General features: G+C 61.2%; 16 protein-coding genes. 4 read left to right on the top strand and 12 right to left on the bottom strand.

The annotated features are described in order from the left end of the window. Positions 1 to 88 precede the first annotated feature (88 nt). From NKJ11_RS24225 to NKJ11_RS24215, 3 genes are all read right to left on the bottom strand, one after another. Complete coding sequence (locus NKJ11_RS24225; protein WP_352794418.1) at positions 89 to 970, bottom strand: cytochrome c oxidase assembly protein; 882 nt, start codon at positions 968 to 970, stop codon at positions 89 to 91. 95 nt (positions 971 to 1,065) lie between these two features. Further along, entirely contained in the window at positions 1,066 to 2,820 is a 1,755-nt protein-coding gene (locus NKJ11_RS24220) for a thiamine pyrophosphate-dependent enzyme (RefSeq protein ID WP_352794416.1), read from the bottom strand. Between the two features lie 106 nt (positions 2,821 to 2,926). Then, positions 2,927 to 3,937: an ATP-dependent DNA ligase gene (locus NKJ11_RS24215; RefSeq protein ID WP_352794414.1), complete on the bottom strand. Its 1,011-nt coding sequence runs from the start codon at positions 3,935 to 3,937 to the stop codon at positions 2,927 to 2,929. Positions 3,938 to 4,161: 224 nt separating this feature from the next. On the opposite strand from NKJ11_RS24215, the gene NKJ11_RS24210 reads away from it, so the two are divergent. The 3 genes from NKJ11_RS24210 to NKJ11_RS24200 all read left to right on the top strand — a co-directional run bounded on the left by NKJ11_RS24210 (position 4,162) and on the right by NKJ11_RS24200 (position 6,945). Further along, on the top strand, positions 4,162 to 4,752 hold the full coding sequence (locus NKJ11_RS24210) for a LysE family translocator (protein WP_352794412.1): 591 nt from the start codon (positions 4,162 to 4,164) through the stop codon (positions 4,750 to 4,752). A gap of 318 nt (positions 4,753 to 5,070) precedes the next feature. Continuing rightward, complete coding sequence (locus NKJ11_RS24205) at positions 5,071 to 6,363, top strand: Nramp family divalent metal transporter (protein ID WP_128303878.1); 1,293 nt, start codon at positions 5,071 to 5,073, stop codon at positions 6,361 to 6,363. Between the two features lie 87 nt (positions 6,364 to 6,450). Beyond that, entirely contained in the window at positions 6,451 to 6,945 is a 495-nt protein-coding gene (locus tag NKJ11_RS24200) for a hypothetical protein (RefSeq protein ID WP_023809493.1), read from the top strand. Positions 6,946 to 7,017: 72 nt separating this feature from the next. Here NKJ11_RS24200 and katE read toward each other — a convergent pair whose 3' ends face one another. Beyond that, entirely contained in the window at positions 7,018 to 9,129 is a 2,112-nt protein-coding gene (gene katE / locus NKJ11_RS24195; protein ID WP_352794411.1) for a catalase, read from the bottom strand. Between the two features lie 291 nt (positions 9,130 to 9,420). On the opposite strand from katE, the gene NKJ11_RS24190 reads away from it, so the two are divergent. After that, positions 9,421 to 9,984, top strand: coding sequence for a sigma-70 family RNA polymerase sigma factor (locus tag NKJ11_RS24190; protein WP_023809491.1), 564 nt, complete (start codon positions 9,421 to 9,423; stop codon positions 9,982 to 9,984). Here the strand turns inward: NKJ11_RS24190 and NKJ11_RS24185 are convergent, their stop codons facing one another. The 8 genes from NKJ11_RS24185 to NKJ11_RS24150 form a co-directional block, all read right to left on the bottom strand. Beyond that, complete coding sequence (locus NKJ11_RS24185) at positions 9,985 to 10,161, bottom strand: hypothetical protein (RefSeq protein ID WP_352794409.1); 177 nt, start codon at positions 10,159 to 10,161, stop codon at positions 9,985 to 9,987. Positions 10,162 to 10,622: 461 nt separating this feature from the next. Next, positions 10,623 to 11,537 carry a class I SAM-dependent methyltransferase gene (locus NKJ11_RS24180; RefSeq protein ID WP_128303880.1) on the bottom strand — a complete coding sequence of 305 codons (915 nt, stop codon included), beginning with the start codon at positions 11,535 to 11,537 and terminating at the stop codon, positions 10,623 to 10,625. Positions 11,538 to 11,540: 3 nt separating this feature from the next. Further along, on the bottom strand, positions 11,541 to 12,527 hold the full coding sequence (locus tag NKJ11_RS24175) for a GNAT family N-acetyltransferase (RefSeq protein ID WP_128303881.1): 987 nt from the start codon (positions 12,525 to 12,527) through the stop codon (positions 11,541 to 11,543). Next, positions 12,524 to 13,672, bottom strand: a complete 1,149-nt coding sequence (locus tag NKJ11_RS24170) for a glycosyltransferase family 4 protein (RefSeq protein ID WP_352794407.1) — start codon at positions 13,670 to 13,672, stop codon at positions 12,524 to 12,526. The genes NKJ11_RS24175 and NKJ11_RS24170 overlap by 4 nt, the downstream gene beginning before the upstream one ends. A 6-nt stretch (positions 13,673 to 13,678) precedes the next feature. Then, on the bottom strand, positions 13,679 to 14,611 hold the full coding sequence (locus NKJ11_RS24165; protein ID WP_023809485.1) for a glycoside hydrolase 5 family protein: 933 nt from the start codon (positions 14,609 to 14,611) through the stop codon (positions 13,679 to 13,681). Continuing rightward, positions 14,604 to 15,365 carry a TIGR04290 family methyltransferase gene (locus tag NKJ11_RS24160; protein WP_128303883.1) on the bottom strand — a complete coding sequence of 254 codons (762 nt, stop codon included), beginning with the start codon at positions 15,363 to 15,365 and terminating at the stop codon, positions 14,604 to 14,606. The genes NKJ11_RS24165 and NKJ11_RS24160 overlap by 8 nt, the downstream gene beginning before the upstream one ends. A gap of 2 nt (positions 15,366 to 15,367) precedes the next feature. Continuing rightward, positions 15,368 to 16,171, bottom strand: a complete 804-nt coding sequence (locus NKJ11_RS24155) for a sugar phosphate nucleotidyltransferase (RefSeq protein WP_352794405.1) — start codon at positions 16,169 to 16,171, stop codon at positions 15,368 to 15,370. Beyond that, positions 16,171 to 17,271 carry a CgeB family protein gene (locus NKJ11_RS24150; protein ID WP_352794404.1) on the bottom strand — a complete coding sequence of 367 codons (1,101 nt, stop codon included), beginning with the start codon at positions 17,269 to 17,271 and terminating at the stop codon, positions 16,171 to 16,173. Before NKJ11_RS24150 ends, NKJ11_RS24155 begins: the two co-directional genes overlap by 1 nt.

Below are 17,271 nucleotides of genomic sequence, written 5' to 3'. Positions count from 1 at the left end.
CCATCGTTGCCAAGGCCATAACGCAGCTGACTGAAAAAGGATGCTTGGCAACACCGCCCCGGCGAAAACCGACGTGAAGCGGTGCGGGTTAGACGATGCGCAACTCCTGGGGAGCCTGATGCCGCCGACTGCTCGTTTGAATCCAGAAAGCGACCAAGAGCAGTGCGGCTCCGCCATAGATCAGGCCAGCGGGAATCCACATGATCAAGCCTGCAAGTTGCTGGTCCTCGAGCGGGCTGAGCCCCCACAGATCCGAGCCGGCGGCGTTGGCCGGATACCACAGCTTTGGCGAGACAACGAGCAAAGCCCCGAGCAGCCCGGTGTGGAGCGAGGTGAAGAAGAGATGCATCACCGCATTGCCGCGAGCGTGCTCGCGGCCAGGGCGAGGCAGCAGCACCCACCAGAACAAAAGCCCGGTGCCGAGGAAGCTCGCGTGCTGGGCATAGTGCAGGAAACCCTGCTGGAGGGCAGCCTCGAACAGCGCCGGGAGATGCCAAATCCATATCGCGGCTCCGTGCAGGACGGTCGCGACCACAGGGCGGCTGATGAACGCCCAGATCGCCCGAAGCGTATTTGCATGTCCGGCCGCTCCGAATATCTGGCGCAGCTGTACCGGCAGTGCCCACATCATCGCCGCTGTCGGGCGGGAGGCAACCAGCAGAGGCGCTGCGACCACCATCAGCAATTCATGCTCGATCATGTGCGCCGCAAACACATGTTCGCCCAACGCATGGATCGGGCTTACAAGGGCGAACGCCAGGACGGCCCAGCCGGCAGCAAACTGGAAGGCCTGCCGTGATCGCAAGCGACGTCCGCGTCCGCTCCGTCGCCACAGTCGGTTGGCGCCGGCAACATACAGCAAAAGGATTGCCGCCAGTGGCAATGTGATGGGGAGCGCCAGAGTCCAACCGGCCTGCGGAGCGCCGTTGCCGTAGCAGATGGAGGTCGAAAAAAGCGCGTCGAAGCTCATGATCCGCATCCGTCACCCGGAAGAGCACCGGTTCATCTGGAAAGATCCAGAATGAAGCCAAGGAGGCGCGCTGTTCCCATCTCCTTGCGCCGCCTCTAGGCGTCCATCATCGATTTCGCCGGCTCCCGGGCGATATTTTCTTCTATGCGTTCGTGTCCCGGTGTTCGCGGCAGGGCCTGGCGGAAGTTCTTGGCATAGTCTGCCGGCATTTTGGGCGGCATCAGCGGCTCATAGGCATCGACCAGCGCTTCGATCACGACAGGGCCTTCCGTGGCGAAAGCCTGGTCGAGAACCGTCTCGATCTGATCGGCCCGCTCGATGCGAAAACCCTTTGCGCCCATTGCTTCCGCCGCCATGGCAAAATCGATCGGCTGCAATTCGCAACCGAATTGCGGATTCCCCAGAAACATCATCTGCTCCCAGGCGATCTGATTGAGCATGTTGTTCTTGATCACCAGAACCTTCAGCGGGATCTTGTAGCGCACCGCCGTCGAGAATTCGCCGAGCTGCATGGCAAAGCCGCCATCGCCGACGATGGCGGCAATCGGGCGACCGGGGAATGCTATGCCGGCAGCGATGGCGTAGGCGAGACCGCAAGCCATCGACGCCAGCGATCCGGACACCCCAAATGCGTGGCCGCTGCGAAGATCGACATGGCGGGCGGCCAGTTCCGTGTTCTGACCGGAATCCGTGGCCAGCACCGTGTCGTCGGCCAACCGTTGTCCGAACGCCCGGGCAATCGCCTGTGGCTTCAAGGGTTGCGCCTGCATGTCTTCCGACTGCCGCATCATCTCGCGCCATTTTCTCATGGTCTCCTGGGAACGGTGCAGGAACTCATCGGAGGGCTTCTGCGTCAGACGTTGGTTCAGCGCGCGCAATGTCTCGGCCGCGTCGCCGACAAGGCCGGCCTCGACTGGAAAGCGCAAGCCGATCCGCTGCGCATCGCAGTCGATCTGGACGCCACGGGCCTGCCCGGGCTGCGGGTAGTATTCGATATAGGGAAAGGTCGAACCGACAATCAGCACCGCGTCACAGCTCTCCATCGCCTCTTGCGAAGCCAGGGTTCCAAGAATGCCGATCCCGCCGGTGGTGTAAGGATGGTCGTCCGGCAGCACCGCCTTGCCCAGCAAGGCCTTCGCGACAGGCGCCTGCAACAGGCGCGCCGTGTGTTCGAGTTCGGCGGCCGCGCCGATGGCGCCGCGTCCGGCCAGGATCGCAACCCGCGAAGCGTCATTGAGAATGGCGGCGGCTTTGTCGAGCTCAACGTCCAGCGGTACGCTGTGAGCGGCGAACATATCCTGCGGCGTGTGCGCCGGGCGATTGCGCTTGGAGCGCTTCGACGGATCGCGCTCCTGCTCCTGGATGTCGCTGGCAATCGAAAGATGTGCGACGCCCTTGCGCGCCAGCGCGGTTCGGCAGGCAAGGCTGGCGACGTTTTCCATATGCGCGGCATCGGCAACATGGGCGTTATAAACGGAGACATCATTGAACACGCGCGTCAGATCGACATCCTGTTGCGTGAACGTCTCGATCAGATCGTGGAACTGCATGCCCGTAATCGCCAGCACCGGAGCCTGGTCGAGCTTGGCGTCATAGAGGCCGGTCAGAAGATGTGTTCCGCCGGGACCGGACGTCGCAAGGCACACGCCCAGCTTTCCTGTCCACTTGGCATACGCACATGCCATGAAGGCAGCCGATTCTTCATGCCGGACCTGAACGAAGGCAATCTTGTCGCGCCGCGTCCGCAACGCTTCCATGACGCCGTTTATGCCGTCTCCCGGCAAGCCGAACACCACCTCCACGTCCCAGGCGACGAGCGTATCGATGAGAATTTCTGCTGCATTTGGCATGTCAGGGTAGCTCCGGCGGATGGTGTCCGAACCGGTGAATCCCGAGTTGGTTCCTTCGTCACAATAAATCGTGACAGGTTTCTGGAAGCGATCTCCCCGGAGCGGTCTATTCGATCTGCTCGAACGTGCATTGCCGTGGCGCCTTGTCGGGGCGCCAGCGCAGCAGTTTGGTGCCGTGGCGAAACCGATTGCCGGTAACGTGGTCGAAGCGGACCTCCACCACCAGTTCAGGTTCCAGGGGTTCCCATTGTCCGCTGCGCTCCGTGCTCCAGCGGCTCGGGCCGCCGGGCGCCTTGCCGGTGAATCCGGGCTCTGACCGCAGCCCTTCCAGCCGGCGCGTGAGCGCTCCTCTGTCGGTCCTGGCGATGGTCGACGTGAAGCCGACGTGATCGAGCTTGCCGTCGTCATTGTAGAGGCCGAGGAGCAGCGAGCCGACCTCACGACTGTCCGCGAGATAGCGGAAACCGCCGACAACGCAATCGGCGGTGCGCCTCGGCTTTACCTTCACCAGCGCACGTTCGCCGCACAGATAATGCTCATCGAGCACTTTGGCCACGATGCCGTCGGTCGATGCATGGCCAGCGCCGTTTAGCCATCGAGCCGCCGTGGCTGCATCATAAGCGCACTTCGACAGGCGAAGATCTGGACTGTTCGAGGAGGTCACGAAGTCCTCGATCGCTCGCCGCCTTTCGACAAGTGGCTTGCCCGTGATGACCTCGCCGCCCGGCCTGGCAAGCATGTCGAAGAGGATCAGACTGGCAGGCGTCTGCGAACTCAGTTTGCGGATTCTGCTTTGTGCTGGGTGAAGGCGCATCTGCAGCGCTTCGAAGGAAAGCTCACCGTCAACCTCAATGACAATCTCGCCGTCGATGACGAAGTGCCCGCGCTTGAGGTCACGCAAAATCTCCGTGATTTCTGGAAAATAGCGGCCGAGCGGCTTGCCGGATTTGGCGCGCAGGTCAACGGCGTTGTCGCTCTTGAAAGCCAGGCAGCGAAATCCGTCCCATTTGGGCTCGTACTGCCAGCGGTTCCCGTCCCTGGGGATTTCATCGGCAAGCCTGGCCTCCATCGGAGGAGTGTCCAGCGGGAGCGGGAAGGCGTTTATCGGTTCATGCACGGGTCAGGCCTCCAAAACCGGTTTAGGAACGGCTTCGGCTTTTCAACTTCCAGGACTGGCACCGCGTTCCATCTGACGGTTCTGCCTGGTTCTTCGCGATGGGACATTTTCATTTGCCGCGGAACCCGGATGACGGCTGGTCGCTTTGATGTCATCGGCAACGCGAGCGGAGATGTCCCATCGATCCCTCATTGTGGATAGCTTTTGTCGGAACCGTCATTCTGATGCAGATGCCGCCAGGCCCCGACAGCATGCTGGTGATGGCACGCGGCATCGGGCAGGGGCGCGACGTGGCGCTGTTCACGGTGCTCGGCATGACGCTGGGCGCCGGACTTGTGCAGCTTCCGCTGATTGCATTCGGCCTGTCCTCGCTTGTCCACGCCTCGCCCCTGGCGTTCAATCTGCTTCGATGGGCCGGGGCGGCCTACATCGTCTGGCTGGGTGTCCGGCTGCTGCTTTCATCCTCGGCAACCATTCCCACGGGTGACCTCAAGGCCCTGCGGCCGCTCGCCGCCGCCCGGGAAGGAATGATCGCCAATCTGAGCAATCCCTGGCCTTTGATGTTCATGGTTGCGTTCCTGCCGCAATTTGTCGATCCGCATAGGGGCTCCGTCACGTTGCAGCTGGTGCTGCTTGGCGCAACACAGAAGATAACCGGTTTGCTGGTGCTGGGAGCCTACGCCTTGGCATCGGGCGCGGCCGGCGCATGGGTCATGCGGCACCCTCGCGCAAGGCTTTGGCAGCAGCGGCTCGCCGGCTGTCTCATCATCGGCCTCGGCGTGCGGATGGTGATCGGCGGCGGTACGAGCCGCTGACGAAGCGGATGAACAGCCGGGCCCCACACTCGACTTTGGCGCCGCTGGACATTCCTTCAAAGAAGTCGCCTGAATGACAGGCTCCGAGACAAGCATTCTCTTCTTCAGGGGACGGAGCATTCGCTTGGATGTTCGGCTCCGCCGAAAGAACCCGCATGGGATGAAACGCCGTCGCGGGCCGGGACTGTGTCCAGGAACAAAAAGCCTGACCAGAGGTTCGAACTTGATCTCAATGCAGCTTGAAACGGCTGCTTCATCGGCATCCGATTGGAATGTTCGTCATGATTTCTTGCGTGGCCCCGGTAAAGACGCGCTTCAATGAACAAGCCACCTGAAGAGGGCCAAAGGGCAAGCGAGCAAAAAAAAGGTGGCGTCGTTCGGGCTCTCGGGCTTGGTTTGATCACCGGCGCGGCCGATGACGACTGCTCGGCCATCGGTACCTACGCGAGCGCCGGAGCCCGGTTCGGCCCCGACCTGCTGTGGACGGCACCTGTCACGCTGCCGATGATGTATCTCGTCGTCTACCTTTCATCCAAACTTGGCCAGGTTTCGGGTCGCGGGCTCTTCAAGGTCATATCGGACTTCTATCCGCGTTGGCTGCTATGGTCTGTGCTGGTGGGCGTACTGATTGGCAACACGATCGAGGCAGCCGCCGACCTTGGCGCCATGTCGGCGGCCATCGTGCTGTTCGTTCCTCTGCCTGCTCCCTTGGTCGTCATTGTCGTTGCGGTCGTCATTTTTGCCCTGCAGGTGTTCGGATCGTATAAATTGATCCGAAATGTGTTCCGGTGGCTGGCTCTGGCTCTGCTTGCCTATGTGGTCTCCGCGGTGCTTGCCAAACCGGATGCCGCCTCCGTTCTGCGTGGCACGCTATTGCCAAAAATCGAGTTCAGCCGCGAATACCTGTCCATCCTCGTCGCCATCGTCGGGACCACGCTCTCCGCATACCTTTACACGTGGCAGTCCAATCAGGAGGTGGAGGAGGAGATCGCCAAGGGTCGAACGAGCCTCGAAGAGCGCAAAGGCGCCACCGAGGGCGAGCTGCGCCGATCCCGCCGCGATATCCTAATCGGCATGACGTTTTCCAATCTGATCATGTATTTCATCATCCTTTCGACAGGGTCGACGCTCTACAAGGCCGGGCAGACGCAGATCGAGACAGCGGCACAGGCGGCCGAAGCGCTGCGGCCGCTTGCCGGCGACGCTGCCGGCATTCTCTTTGCGGCCGGTATAATTGGCGTCGGCTTTCTGGCCGTGCCGATCATGACCGCTGGCGCCGCTTTCGATTTCGCTCAGGCGATGGGATGGAAGAATAGCTTGCATGCCAAACCCCGGCAGGCTCCCAAATTCTACATCGTGATCGGGGTCATAACGCTGGTGGCGGTGGGCCTCAATTTCTTCGGCTTCAACCCGATGAAAGCTCTGGTCTGGTCCGGCATCGTGCAAGGATTTTCAACGCCGCCGCTGCTGCTTCTCCTTCTCATCATGACCAACAACCGCAAGATCATGGGTGACAAGGTCAACAGCACAAGCACGAACATCCTGGGTGGGGTGACGATCCTGGCGATTCTTGCGGCGTCGGCGGGGTTGGTAGCAAGCTGGTTCCTGTAGCTCGCCGGGTGGGAAGGATGTTCAGGCATGGTGGAACATCGGCGGTCAAATGTCGTTGAGACGTTTGTGGGAGAAATGAGGTTGTCCATGTCAAAGTTGCAGGCCGCCACTCCGGATCGTTTAAGGCAACTCAGGCTTGAAGCTTCAGCACATTTCGCTCCGTTGATGCTGAACGAGGCCTTGTTGCGCCTTTCCCATGCCTGCGGAGCCGACAGCCTCGACCGCTTCGAGAAAGCCATGGTTGATCAAATCGAGGCAGCAAAGGACGATCGGGCCGATTTCGAATCGATCAAGGAATTCGCGATCGAGCAGCTTTACGCCCTAGTCCGGAACGCCAACGATTCGCCAAAAAAGAAACAGGCACTTGAGAAGATAGACACGCGCAGAACGCCCGGCCGTTCCGAAGAACCACAGACGCTCGAGGACCAACTGCAGGCGGGGTTGGAGGATTCCTTTCCGGCGAGCGATCCACCCTCGGTGGTGTCCACGACCATTTCAGGCGGAGCAAAGAAGCTGGTCGGGACCGACGAGGTCCTGGAAAAGCAGCGGCAACAAGCGTCCAGCAAGGAAGGCCGCTCGTAGATCGCGGTGCCGGCTGGTTTGGCGGCAACCAAGGCCTGCGCACACGCCAACGAAACAGCTGGCGCCATCGCATCAAAGCTTGACAGCCGCCTCCCGCGCCCAGAGCCGCAGTTTGCGGCATGACTGCACAAACGCAGTTACCGAAGCCGCCGAATCCAGCCGCGTCAACCCCTCATCGGCATCGGGAGCGACGCCTGCTTTGATCAGGAGCGGCTCGGCCCCTGTGGTGAAGCCGATGAACTTGCAGTGCGCAAACGCATCAGACACGAAATCCTTCGCAGCGGCCTCCTTGACCAGCAGCTCGGCGCCCGCCTCGGAGAGGAGCAGCACCACCGCGTCGAACAATACGGATGGACCGCCGTCGATCATGTGCCTTGCCTCGATGTGAGTGCCGTCGGCGGTTTCGACGCCGCCCACCTTGGGCGCAACCACCTCCATCACCGCGCCTTCCGCTTCGATGGCGGAACGAAGTTCCTCGAACAGCGCGACATCGGCTCCATCGCTAAGCATGACACCGACTTTGCGGCCTTCAAAACTATCAGGCCCATTTTGAATGATGCTGAGCGCCGGCGACGGCGGCAAGTCATCACGCGGCGTAACGGCGGCTTCGGCAGGTTCGGGCAGGTCACGGATGCCGAGCTTGTCGGCGACCGTGGTCGCCAGCGTTTCATCGATGTTCAACAAATGCGAAACCATGCGCTCGCGGATCGCCGGTGCCTGGACCTTGCTCAGTTCAAATGTCAGCGCCATCGCGATGTGACGCTGCTCCGGTGGTGTCTGGCTGTTGAAGAATTGCCGGGCCTGGCTGTAGTGATCGGCGAAGCTCTCCGCGCGCAGACGTACTTTCTGCCCTTCTTCGGCATCGGCAAAAGAACGGAAGCCACGCTGCGGATCCTCGCGCGGTCCCAGTCCCCATGAGTTCGGCTCATAATTGGCGCGACCGGCCGGATTGCGCATGGCCATGTGCCCGTCCTGTTGAAAATGGGCGAACGGGCACTTCGGCGCATTGATCGGCAGATGGGTAAAGTTCGGGCTGCCCAGCCGTTTCAATTGGGTATCGAGATAAGAGAAGTTGCGGCCTTGCAGAAGCGGATCGTTGGAGAAATCGATTCCGGGCGGCACATTCTGCGTCATGAACGCAACCTGCTCGGTCTCGGCGAAGAAATTATCCGGCATCCTGTCGAGCACCAGCCGACCGACCGGAATTGGTTCGAGGACCTCTTCGGGAATGATCTTCGTTGCATCCAGGATATCGAAGTCGAAACTGTCGGCAAACGCCTGATCGAACAGTTGCACCGTCAACTCCCATTCCGGGAAATTGCCGGCCTGTATGGCCTCCCACAGATCGCGGCGATGGAAGTCGGGATCGGCGCCATTGATCTTGACCGCCTCGTTCCAGACCACCGATTGCATGCCGAGCTTGGGTTTCCAGATGAACTTGACGAAGGTGGATTCGTCCTTCGCGTTGACGAGGCGGAACGTGTGCACACCAAAGCCTTGCATGAAGCGGAAGGAACGCGGGATCGCGCGATCCGACATGATCCACATCACCATGTGCATCGATTCCGGCATCAGGCTGATGAAGTCCCAGAAATTGTCGTGCGCCGTCTGTGCCTGCGGAAAGGCGCGGTCGGGCTCCTGTTTGGCGGCGTGGATCAGATCGGGAAACTTGATGGCGTCCTGGATGAAGAAGACCGGGATGTTGTTGCCGACCAGGTCCCAATTGCCTTCCTTGGTGTAGAGCTTGACCGCGAAGCCGCGCACGTCGCGGGCGAGATCGAACGAGCCCTTGTTGCCGGCAACCGTCGAGAAACGAACGAATGCCGGCGTCTTTTCACCAACACGCTGAAAAATGTCGGCACGTGTGTATTTGGCAAGTGACTCGTAGGTCTCGAAAAAACCATGCGCACCGTAGCCGCGGGCATGAACGACCCTTTCCGGGATGCGTTCGTGGTCGAAGTGGAAAATCTTCTCGCGAAAGTGAAAGTCCTCGATCAGCGATGGTCCGCGCTCACCGATCCGCAATGTGTTTTGGTCGTCGGAGACAGGCGTTCCGAGCGCCGTCGTAAGGGCAGGCGTTTCATCCCCCGCGATCTGGTGCAACTCGCCGCCATTTCCGCGCGCGCTATTCTGATCCAGTCCACTTGCCGATTGGCGAGCGGAGGGGCGAGCGGATTTGGCCATGACAGGTCCTCGATCGATACCGGAAGGTTGAAGTGGTCAAGCCATCAAACTGCCGGTGAGCGGCTTTGTTCCCGTAAAAAATGGACGCTGGAGACACCGCTGTCGGAGGAGCCGTGACTGCTGCGGCGATGGTGCGCGCCGATCGGATGACAGATATCTCCGCCTGCGCAGAATTTATGAAGAGTTGTCTCCAGCACGAGGAACGAACCAAACTTCCATGCATTTAGCTGGGGCTGCGTTCACACACTCTTTCTTCTGGGAGCTGGACCATTGTCATCCGGAGGCTGCCTTTTGGCCGACCAGGAAACCAGTGAAGTTTCCATCGTTGACCTGATACCTGCCCTGCGGGCATTCGCGCGCACCTTCTGCCGCGTCCCCGACGACGCCGACGATCTCGTGCAGGAGACACTGACCAAGGGTCTCGCCAACATCGACAAGTTCGAACCCGGTACGCGCATGAAGTCGTGGCTCTTCACCATCATGCGCAACACTTATTACACCCGGGTCAAGATCGCTGCCCGGGAGGCGCCCGGCCTGCTCGATTGCGCGTCTTCGAGGCCAATTTCGGAAGCTACCCAGGAATGGACGGTTCAGAGCAGGGAAGTTCACGGCGCCATTCAAAGGCTGCCTGAACACCAACGCGAGGTCCTGATGCTGATCGGCGTTTTGGGAGTGAGCTACGAGGAAACCGCCGACATATGCGGTTGCGCGGTCGGGACGGTCAAAAGCCGCCTGAACCGTGCGCGCGCCAACATCCTTGAATTCCTGGGGGAGAGTTCGCTGCAGACATTGATGGAAAGACGAAACCAGCTGTCGGATGGTCAGCTCGATGTCGAGGTCGACGGCCGCAGATAGTCAGTTCTTCACGTGGCGTCGACGTTTCTCGACGAGCGCGTTTTGCAATTCGATCGCCAGCTCGGTCAGGCGATCTGGAATTTTTTCCTGCTCTATGGCGGCCAGCAGGGAAGCAATCTCCTGATCCACAGCCATCTCGACATGCGGATCCGCGGTATCGTCGCTCGAACGAGACATCACATTCTCTTGATAGCGGTCCCTTGATCCTAGTGTGGTGGTAAGCGCCTTGCATTACAAGGCGGTGTCCACCGCCAAGAAGCTCACCAGCGGCCCCTTGCACAGGTTTATTTCCTTGCTGCTCCTTCGTCGCCGCGGGCCATGGACGCGCTGCGGTAGCGTTCAGTCCTTAGGCAATCGGTCAGCGGCGTGACCCGGATATTGATCGGACTTGATCCGATTGCCGTCCTGCCCGCGCTCCTGGCCATGCTGCTTCTTGTCGCGATTCGACAAGACCGCGTTTTCTTCGATCTCGTCCTTCTCCGGTGAGGTCACCGCGCCGGCGTCGGCACTCTTGCCTGGCTGCTGCGGCCGAAATGTTTTTTACCGCCGGATGCCATGATATCCTCCTTCGAATCGGGGACACTCGTCGGTGCCCGTTGTTCGACGTCCGAACTGGCATCGCGCTGTAATGTTCCGCTTCACCCAGCGAGCAGAAAGGCGTCGCCATCCCACGACCGAAACGGCTTCTCGCCGTCGATGAGGACCCGCAATTGATGAGCTTGCGCCAGACGGCCGATGTCATCGCGGTCTGAGAGAAGTGATCCGCGATAGGAATAGTTCAGCAAGGCGAGCCAGCCCGGCCGTTTCAGAACGCGCGCAATTTCGTCGAAATGCCGATCAGCCATGCCGGCCAGAACCAGATAGGGAAAGCTGTCCACCGCCAGCACGCAATCGAAACTGGCATCGGCGAATTCGGACAGATCGAGACCGGAGGTTTGTCGCAACTCGACATTGCCGAGTGCGGCGCATTGCTCGGAGGCGATGGAGATCATCCGCGGCGATATGTCGATGCCGACCATCCGCTTGAAGGATTTGCACAGCGCACGCTCGAAACGGCCGATGCCGCAACCGATGTCGAGGATGCTCCGTTCCCTTCCGGTGAATTCTCGCGCTTCCAGCCATGCAACGATTTCGTTGGTCGTGGCTGTGAGCCTTGCCTCATCGCCGAGGGATGCCAGTTGGACACTCGCGGCTCCCGAAATCGCTGCCGCGGCATCGAAGCTGGAGGCCAGCCGCCTGACGACAGCGACATTCGTCTCATCCTCATTGCGCTCATGCCGAACGGCGCCACCCGCTGCCTGCAACATGGCGAAGACGTCTGGCTTGCAGCGCAGCAGTCCGGCGACCTTTCGCAGCCTTGCTGCGTCGCCGGCATCCGCCGGCTGGACCTTCAGCACGACCTCCGCCAATTCCGCCGCTCCAATTGTGGGCGGCAGGTGGAGCGCCAGTCTGACGAGAACGCCTTCGGCGCAAATGCCATCGGCCACGCAGTCTTCAACCGCCAGCCTGACCGATGTCAGGCGCCGGGCGGCTTTCGGTGCGGTTACACTCATGCATCAACTCCGCGTCCAGACCCTGCGCATCGTCCACCTGTCGACGGCGCCCCAGCCATATTTATAGGCCTCCTGGCCGCGCAGGAAATCGAACTCGCGCGCATCTTCGCGGATCGCTTCCGCGATTGCGTGGCCAATCAGGATCGCGCCTGGGCTCTCCTCGGCATAAGCAGGGTCGAAGCCACCGAGGTAAGCATAGGCACGGCCGCAGTGGTGAAATCCGTAATAGGCGCCGACGGTCCCGCCATCGATCGCGAACAGCCAGCATCGCACCAGACCGTGAGCATCGAGCACGGGAAGTGAGAGCCGATGGAATTGCTCGACGGCGGCGTTGGCCAACACACCGCCTCCTTGTTCGGCCCAGCGCATATTGTGCAGGCGGATCAACTGATCGAGGAAGGTTTGCGGACTGCCGCTCGCCGACGACATCGCGATCCGGCCGCATCTTGATGCGGCTTGACGCGCCCGACGCAACTGGCGTCTGCGTCTTGCGGGGACGCAGCCTGCAAGCGTTTCGTCGCCGGCGAGGGCGAGCACGGGGCAGGCGGCATGGGCGGTCGGCCAATCCATCTCGGGATGCGTCATCGCAAGGGCGACGCTGTCCTGCGGCAAGTCCGACAAGATCCATTGCACCCACCCGATCGAGAGGATCGACTCGGCGACAATGGCGACGACCTCGGCTTCGATCCCAGGGACAGCCAGAATGTCCAGGTAGTCGCTGAGCGAAATGCCGACCGGAAGCAGCTTCGAACCGGCGGTCCCATGCTCGAGATAGAGCGGCGCCAGCCCGACCAGATCGCCGCCGCGCCATACCGCGACCGTCGCCAGTTCACCGGGTGCGAATGCGTGCCACCACGGCACCAGCCAGGCGGGAGATTGAAACGGCGTCGCCGAGGGACTCTGCTGCCACAGTTTCCACCAGTGCGGCGTCAAGGCGTCGAATTGTGCGAGGTCACCGATGATTTCGCTGCGCAGCACAGCTTTACTCACGGCACCGCGGCGAAGCGCCGGCGACCACTGCCAAGCTGTGCCAGCGCCTGATAGGCGTCCATGTAAGACGAGATCATCCGTTCCAGCGAAAACCGCCGTCGCGCTTCGGCCCTGCATGTCTCGGCATCCAAGCTGGACGCCGCAAGAATGGCTTGGGCCATCTCATCGACCGTGTCGACGAGAAAGCCCGTCCTGCCGTGCTCTATGACATCGGGAAGCGCACCATTTGGAAAGGCGACCACCGGGGTACCGCAGGCGAGGGCCTCCATGGCCACAAGCGAGCTGGTCTCGGCTGCGAGGCTCGGAATGACCAGACAGCGCGCTGCGTTGAGAATGCGTCGCTTGGCGGTGAAGCCGAGCGGGCCAAGGAAGCGGCGGCGGCCATCGAGGCGAGATTGGACCTCATCGCGAAAGTACCGCGTATGCGTTTCATAGGGATAGACCTTGCCGCCGATGACCAGCGGCACATCTGCCTGTTTGGCTGCGTCGAGCGCCAGGTGGACGCCCTTTTCCGGGCAAACCCGGCTTAGAACAAGGGCAAAGTCGCGCTTCGGCTGCAGCAGGGTCAGTGCTTCGATGTCAACGCCGTTTGGAATGGGCGCCGCCAGCCTGGCGCCTGATGGCGCGGTTTTCTGCTGGCTGGGCGAGACCGCATGGAGCCAGAGGTCACCGCGCGTCGGGCGCAATGCCGCGGCCGGATACCAATCCAATGGCAGGTGGAGGGTCACCAAGGTCGGACCATCGTCGGGCAGATAAGCGTCGAAATCAATGCCGTGCAGATGAACCACGTCGATGGGCCATCGGGCGCGGGCAGCCGCGATCGCGTCGCGATGGGCCTGTTGCGCGCGGCTCTTCGCCGCCTCGTCGAGTACGCCGTTTTCGGCCGGTATTTCCACAAGCGTGCCGCTCGTTCGGGAGCCTCCGCAGCCAATGACGATAGACCGATGACCGGCCTGAACCAGTGCCCGATCGAGCATCGACAGAACCTGTTCGGCACCGCCGACAGCGTCGGGGCCGACGGGCGCGAGAGGGTAGGCGACATTGAGGACGGTGAGCGTCGCGGCCGGTCGCTTCTCGTTGCCCTGCGCCGCATCTCCACCTGTCAACGGCGTCGCGGAGCCCGGCATCTGATGCATGGGCACCATGACATTTCACGCGGCCGAGGCCCGCTGCGTGGGGAGCGAGGCCGATGTCATGCCAGGCGCATAGCGGCGGATCATGGTTGAACAGAATTCCGCGAACTCCTCCGGCACCAGGGGGGGGCTGGTGTGGTGGGGCATCATTCCGCGGTGCTGAGGTGTGAAGCAGAAGGTGACCGTCACATCGAAATCGGCGAGTGCTTCCATCTGCCGGTCGAACCAGTCCAGCGCATTCGGCCGAAAGCTGTCCGCCCAGGAAAGCCCGGTACGCATGTTGGTGACACCCAGCCGCTTCATCCAGGCGACGGCATCGTCCAGCCGCGGGTCTTCGAAATGAAACCACTGCACCAGGCCCATTGCAGGTGCATGGCGCAGGAATTCCTCCAGCGCGGGCTTTGGCGTGCCGTCCTGGCGCAGCAGCCCCATATGGAAATGCCGGTAATAAGACGAGCCCTCGGCTTCGCGGTGCCGCGTCGTTGCTTCCCATTCACGCGGAAGATCATAGAGGCTGTACCACTGGATGCGTGGCGCATTGCCGAGCAGCAATTCAGCTGTGCGCTTGAGCCCCCAGACTTGGATTTCCTCGGCGCCGAAGGTCGATACGCCGACTTCGCTGACCCAGATGGGAAGGTCGGTGACGGTCGCGATCTCGCCGATCTTCTGCGGCCATTCCTGGATCTGCCACAGATTCCAGTCGAGGGGAAAGCCGTGCACAGCGACGGCATCTACATGATCCAGCACGCCGAATTCCTTCATGCGGGTGATGAACCCCGGATCTATCGGCGAGATGCCGCCGAGCACTTTGGTCAAAGCCGGGTTTTCAGATGCGATTGCGTCCGCCGACAGGATCGCCATCCTGGCAAAGCGGCTCCAATCAGGGTCGAGTTCCGGGTCCCAATGCGATTTGTTGTTGGGCTCGTTCCAGATCATCGCGGCTTCAATCATGGCGCTGTCCTTTCGAGGGGTAGACGGGACCGCCACTGGCCGGGTCGCCGGCGGCGCGGCAGAAATAGACCTCCTGCTCCGGATGCAGGACGATTTCAAATCCGGCGCTGCGCAGCATCGCTTCGGTGCAGGCGCGGTTGGGAATCCACCAGTTGGTCGGGTCATCGGCATAGCGGTGCTCGATGAAATGGAGCTTGGGAAATTCCGGCCGGTCGAACAGGTCATGCGTCCAGAAATGATAGTTCTCTTCCATCTCCGGCAGATCTGTGCTGCCGCGCTGCATGGACTGGAAGATCATCAGGTCACCGGCGACATGCTCACGGATAAGGTCGAGCGCGAGCAAGGGGTGGCGCAAGTGATAAAGCACCCCCATGAACAGCACGATATCGAATGTTTCGCGCAGGGCGCCGACGTCGTAGACCGAAAGTTTCTGGAATTCGATTTCGCAATTGGCGATCTCGGCGGCAAAGCGGGCCTGCGCCAGATAGGCCTCATCGAAATCGATGCCGAGGACACGGGCAGCACCTCGCCGTTTCATCTCGATGGAATAGAAACCGGCATTGCAGCCGATATCCAACACCGTCTTGCCTGTCAGATCCCCGGGAATGGCCTCGGCGAATTTGCGCCATTTGATCAGCGGATAATTGCCGAGAAAATGGTTGGGAGCGGTTTCGACACCCGCCAGTTCCATGTTGTGGAACCATGGGCCGAGAGCATCGATACGGCGGCGGATTTCGGCATGGGAATGCAGCATGATCAGGCTCCTTCGCCGGGAACGACAGGCACATGCGAACGGGCACCTGGCATAATCGTGGCGGTTTGGTGATGGACGGGTGCGGCGCCGTCCTCGAGCAGCCGCAGAGCCGTGCGATAGCCATTGAACGTGCCGACATCGACATAGGCGGACCCAGCCTTGACGCCGGAGGCTTGACCTCCGGCCACAAGGTAGGCGTTGACCAACGTGCCGATATATTCGTCACGGCATTCCCGCTCGCGCCAGAGTGCCGCAAGCTGATGCAGAATCTGGCCCGGCATCTTGAACGCACCCCAAACCCAGTTCGTGCCGGCATCCTGTTGCTTGACCTGGATTTCGATCACGCGCTCGTGGTCATCGACAATGACGGCGTCGAAGAATTCCGGACGATCCACCGGGAAGAGCAGAAATGAAAGCTGATCGTCAGGCAAATGACAGAAGCCATCCTCGGGAAACCAGATCGTGTCGGGAAGGCCGACCAGGACGACCTCATTGGGCGCGACGAGAGGAGCTGCCCGAAAAATCGCATCGCAAAGCCCAACCGGATTGGGCTGCACCACGAAGAGAGCCGCGGCGTCACCATAGCCGGCGGCGTAATATTCGAGAATGTCGGATTTGCCCGATCCAATGATGAAACAGATCTTGTCGACGCCGGCGCGCACCATCCGCCGCACCAGATACTCGCTCACGGCGCAGGGACGCTCGGTCTGCCCATCGATCCGACTGCCGACCGGCAGCAGCTCTTTGGAGAAGCCGAGCGGCTGAATGCGGCTGCCGCGCCCGGCAGCGGGCACAATGCCCAACATCAGACTGCTTCCATCATCGGTTCGCCGGGAGATCTTTGAAAGGCGTCGTTTAGAATGTGGTCCAGCTCCGCCGCGCGCCGAGCAGAGGTGTGTTCGTCGAGAACCCGTTCGCGCGCTCGGGTTTTGATGGCATCGAGTTCTCCTGCGGGTAAGGCGAGCGCCGCGACGACGTCATCGGTGTCGTGGGCCAGCAGGATCTCGCTGCCGGGTTCGAAGAAGCTGCTTAGGCCCGGCCAGGTGTCGGTTATGATCGGCACTCCACATGCCGCTGCTTCAAACAACCGGCCCGAAGGGCACCAGCCCTTTTGCGCCATCGCCTCGCGGGTGACATTCAGCGTCAGACGAGAGGATGAGAAAAACGCCGGGTGATCGGCCGGCGGAAGGTGCCTGACGAAGAAGATGTTGTCGCTCCACGGGAACTCCTGCGGGTATTGTGCGCCGCCGATGACGAAGCGCTGGTCCGGCAAGCGCGCAGCTGGGCGAACCAGCAGATTTTCGACTGCTGCCTGGCGATCTGGCGCATAGGTTCCGAGATAGGACAAATCGGCCCTGAAATCGGCTCGCGGCGCTGCCGGCCGGTGTTGGTCGGGATCGACATGCCCATAGAGCGGCACCACGTAGCGCGCACCCAGCACCGTCTTTAGCGCGTCGATCGCCGGGCCGCCTGTGTAACTCAGGACGAGATCGAAATCCGCAAGACCCTCGGGGCCGAAATAGGGTGGACGCTCACCTTGTTCGATGCGGGCAAGCGTGACTGGAGTGTCCAGATCGTAGAAGACCCGCACTCCGCGCCCTGCCTGCTGCGCCAGCCGCGAGGCGTCCACGGCGTCGGGACAATAAGAGGTGACGATCACGACATCCGATCGTTTGATCGTTTGCTCCGCGACCCGGCGGATGTCCTCCCAGTCCGGGTAGAGCACGACGTTGCCGCCGTCCAGATGATCGAGATCGCGCGTTCCGGCATAGTAGGGTGTGTCGCGTTCGAAGAAGGTAATGGACCAGCCGCGCCGGGCGAGGGCTCTGATCAGTCCCCTCCATAAAGTGGCATGGCCGTTACCCCATGAAGACGTGACGGTAAGACCGAAAATGACCATCTGCAT

The organism is Mesorhizobium sp. M0243 (genome assembly GCF_040321775.1).
Taxonomy (GTDB): Bacteria; Pseudomonadota; Alphaproteobacteria; order Rhizobiales; family Rhizobiaceae; genus Mesorhizobium.
This window is presented reverse-complemented; position numbering and strand designations above follow the sequence as displayed.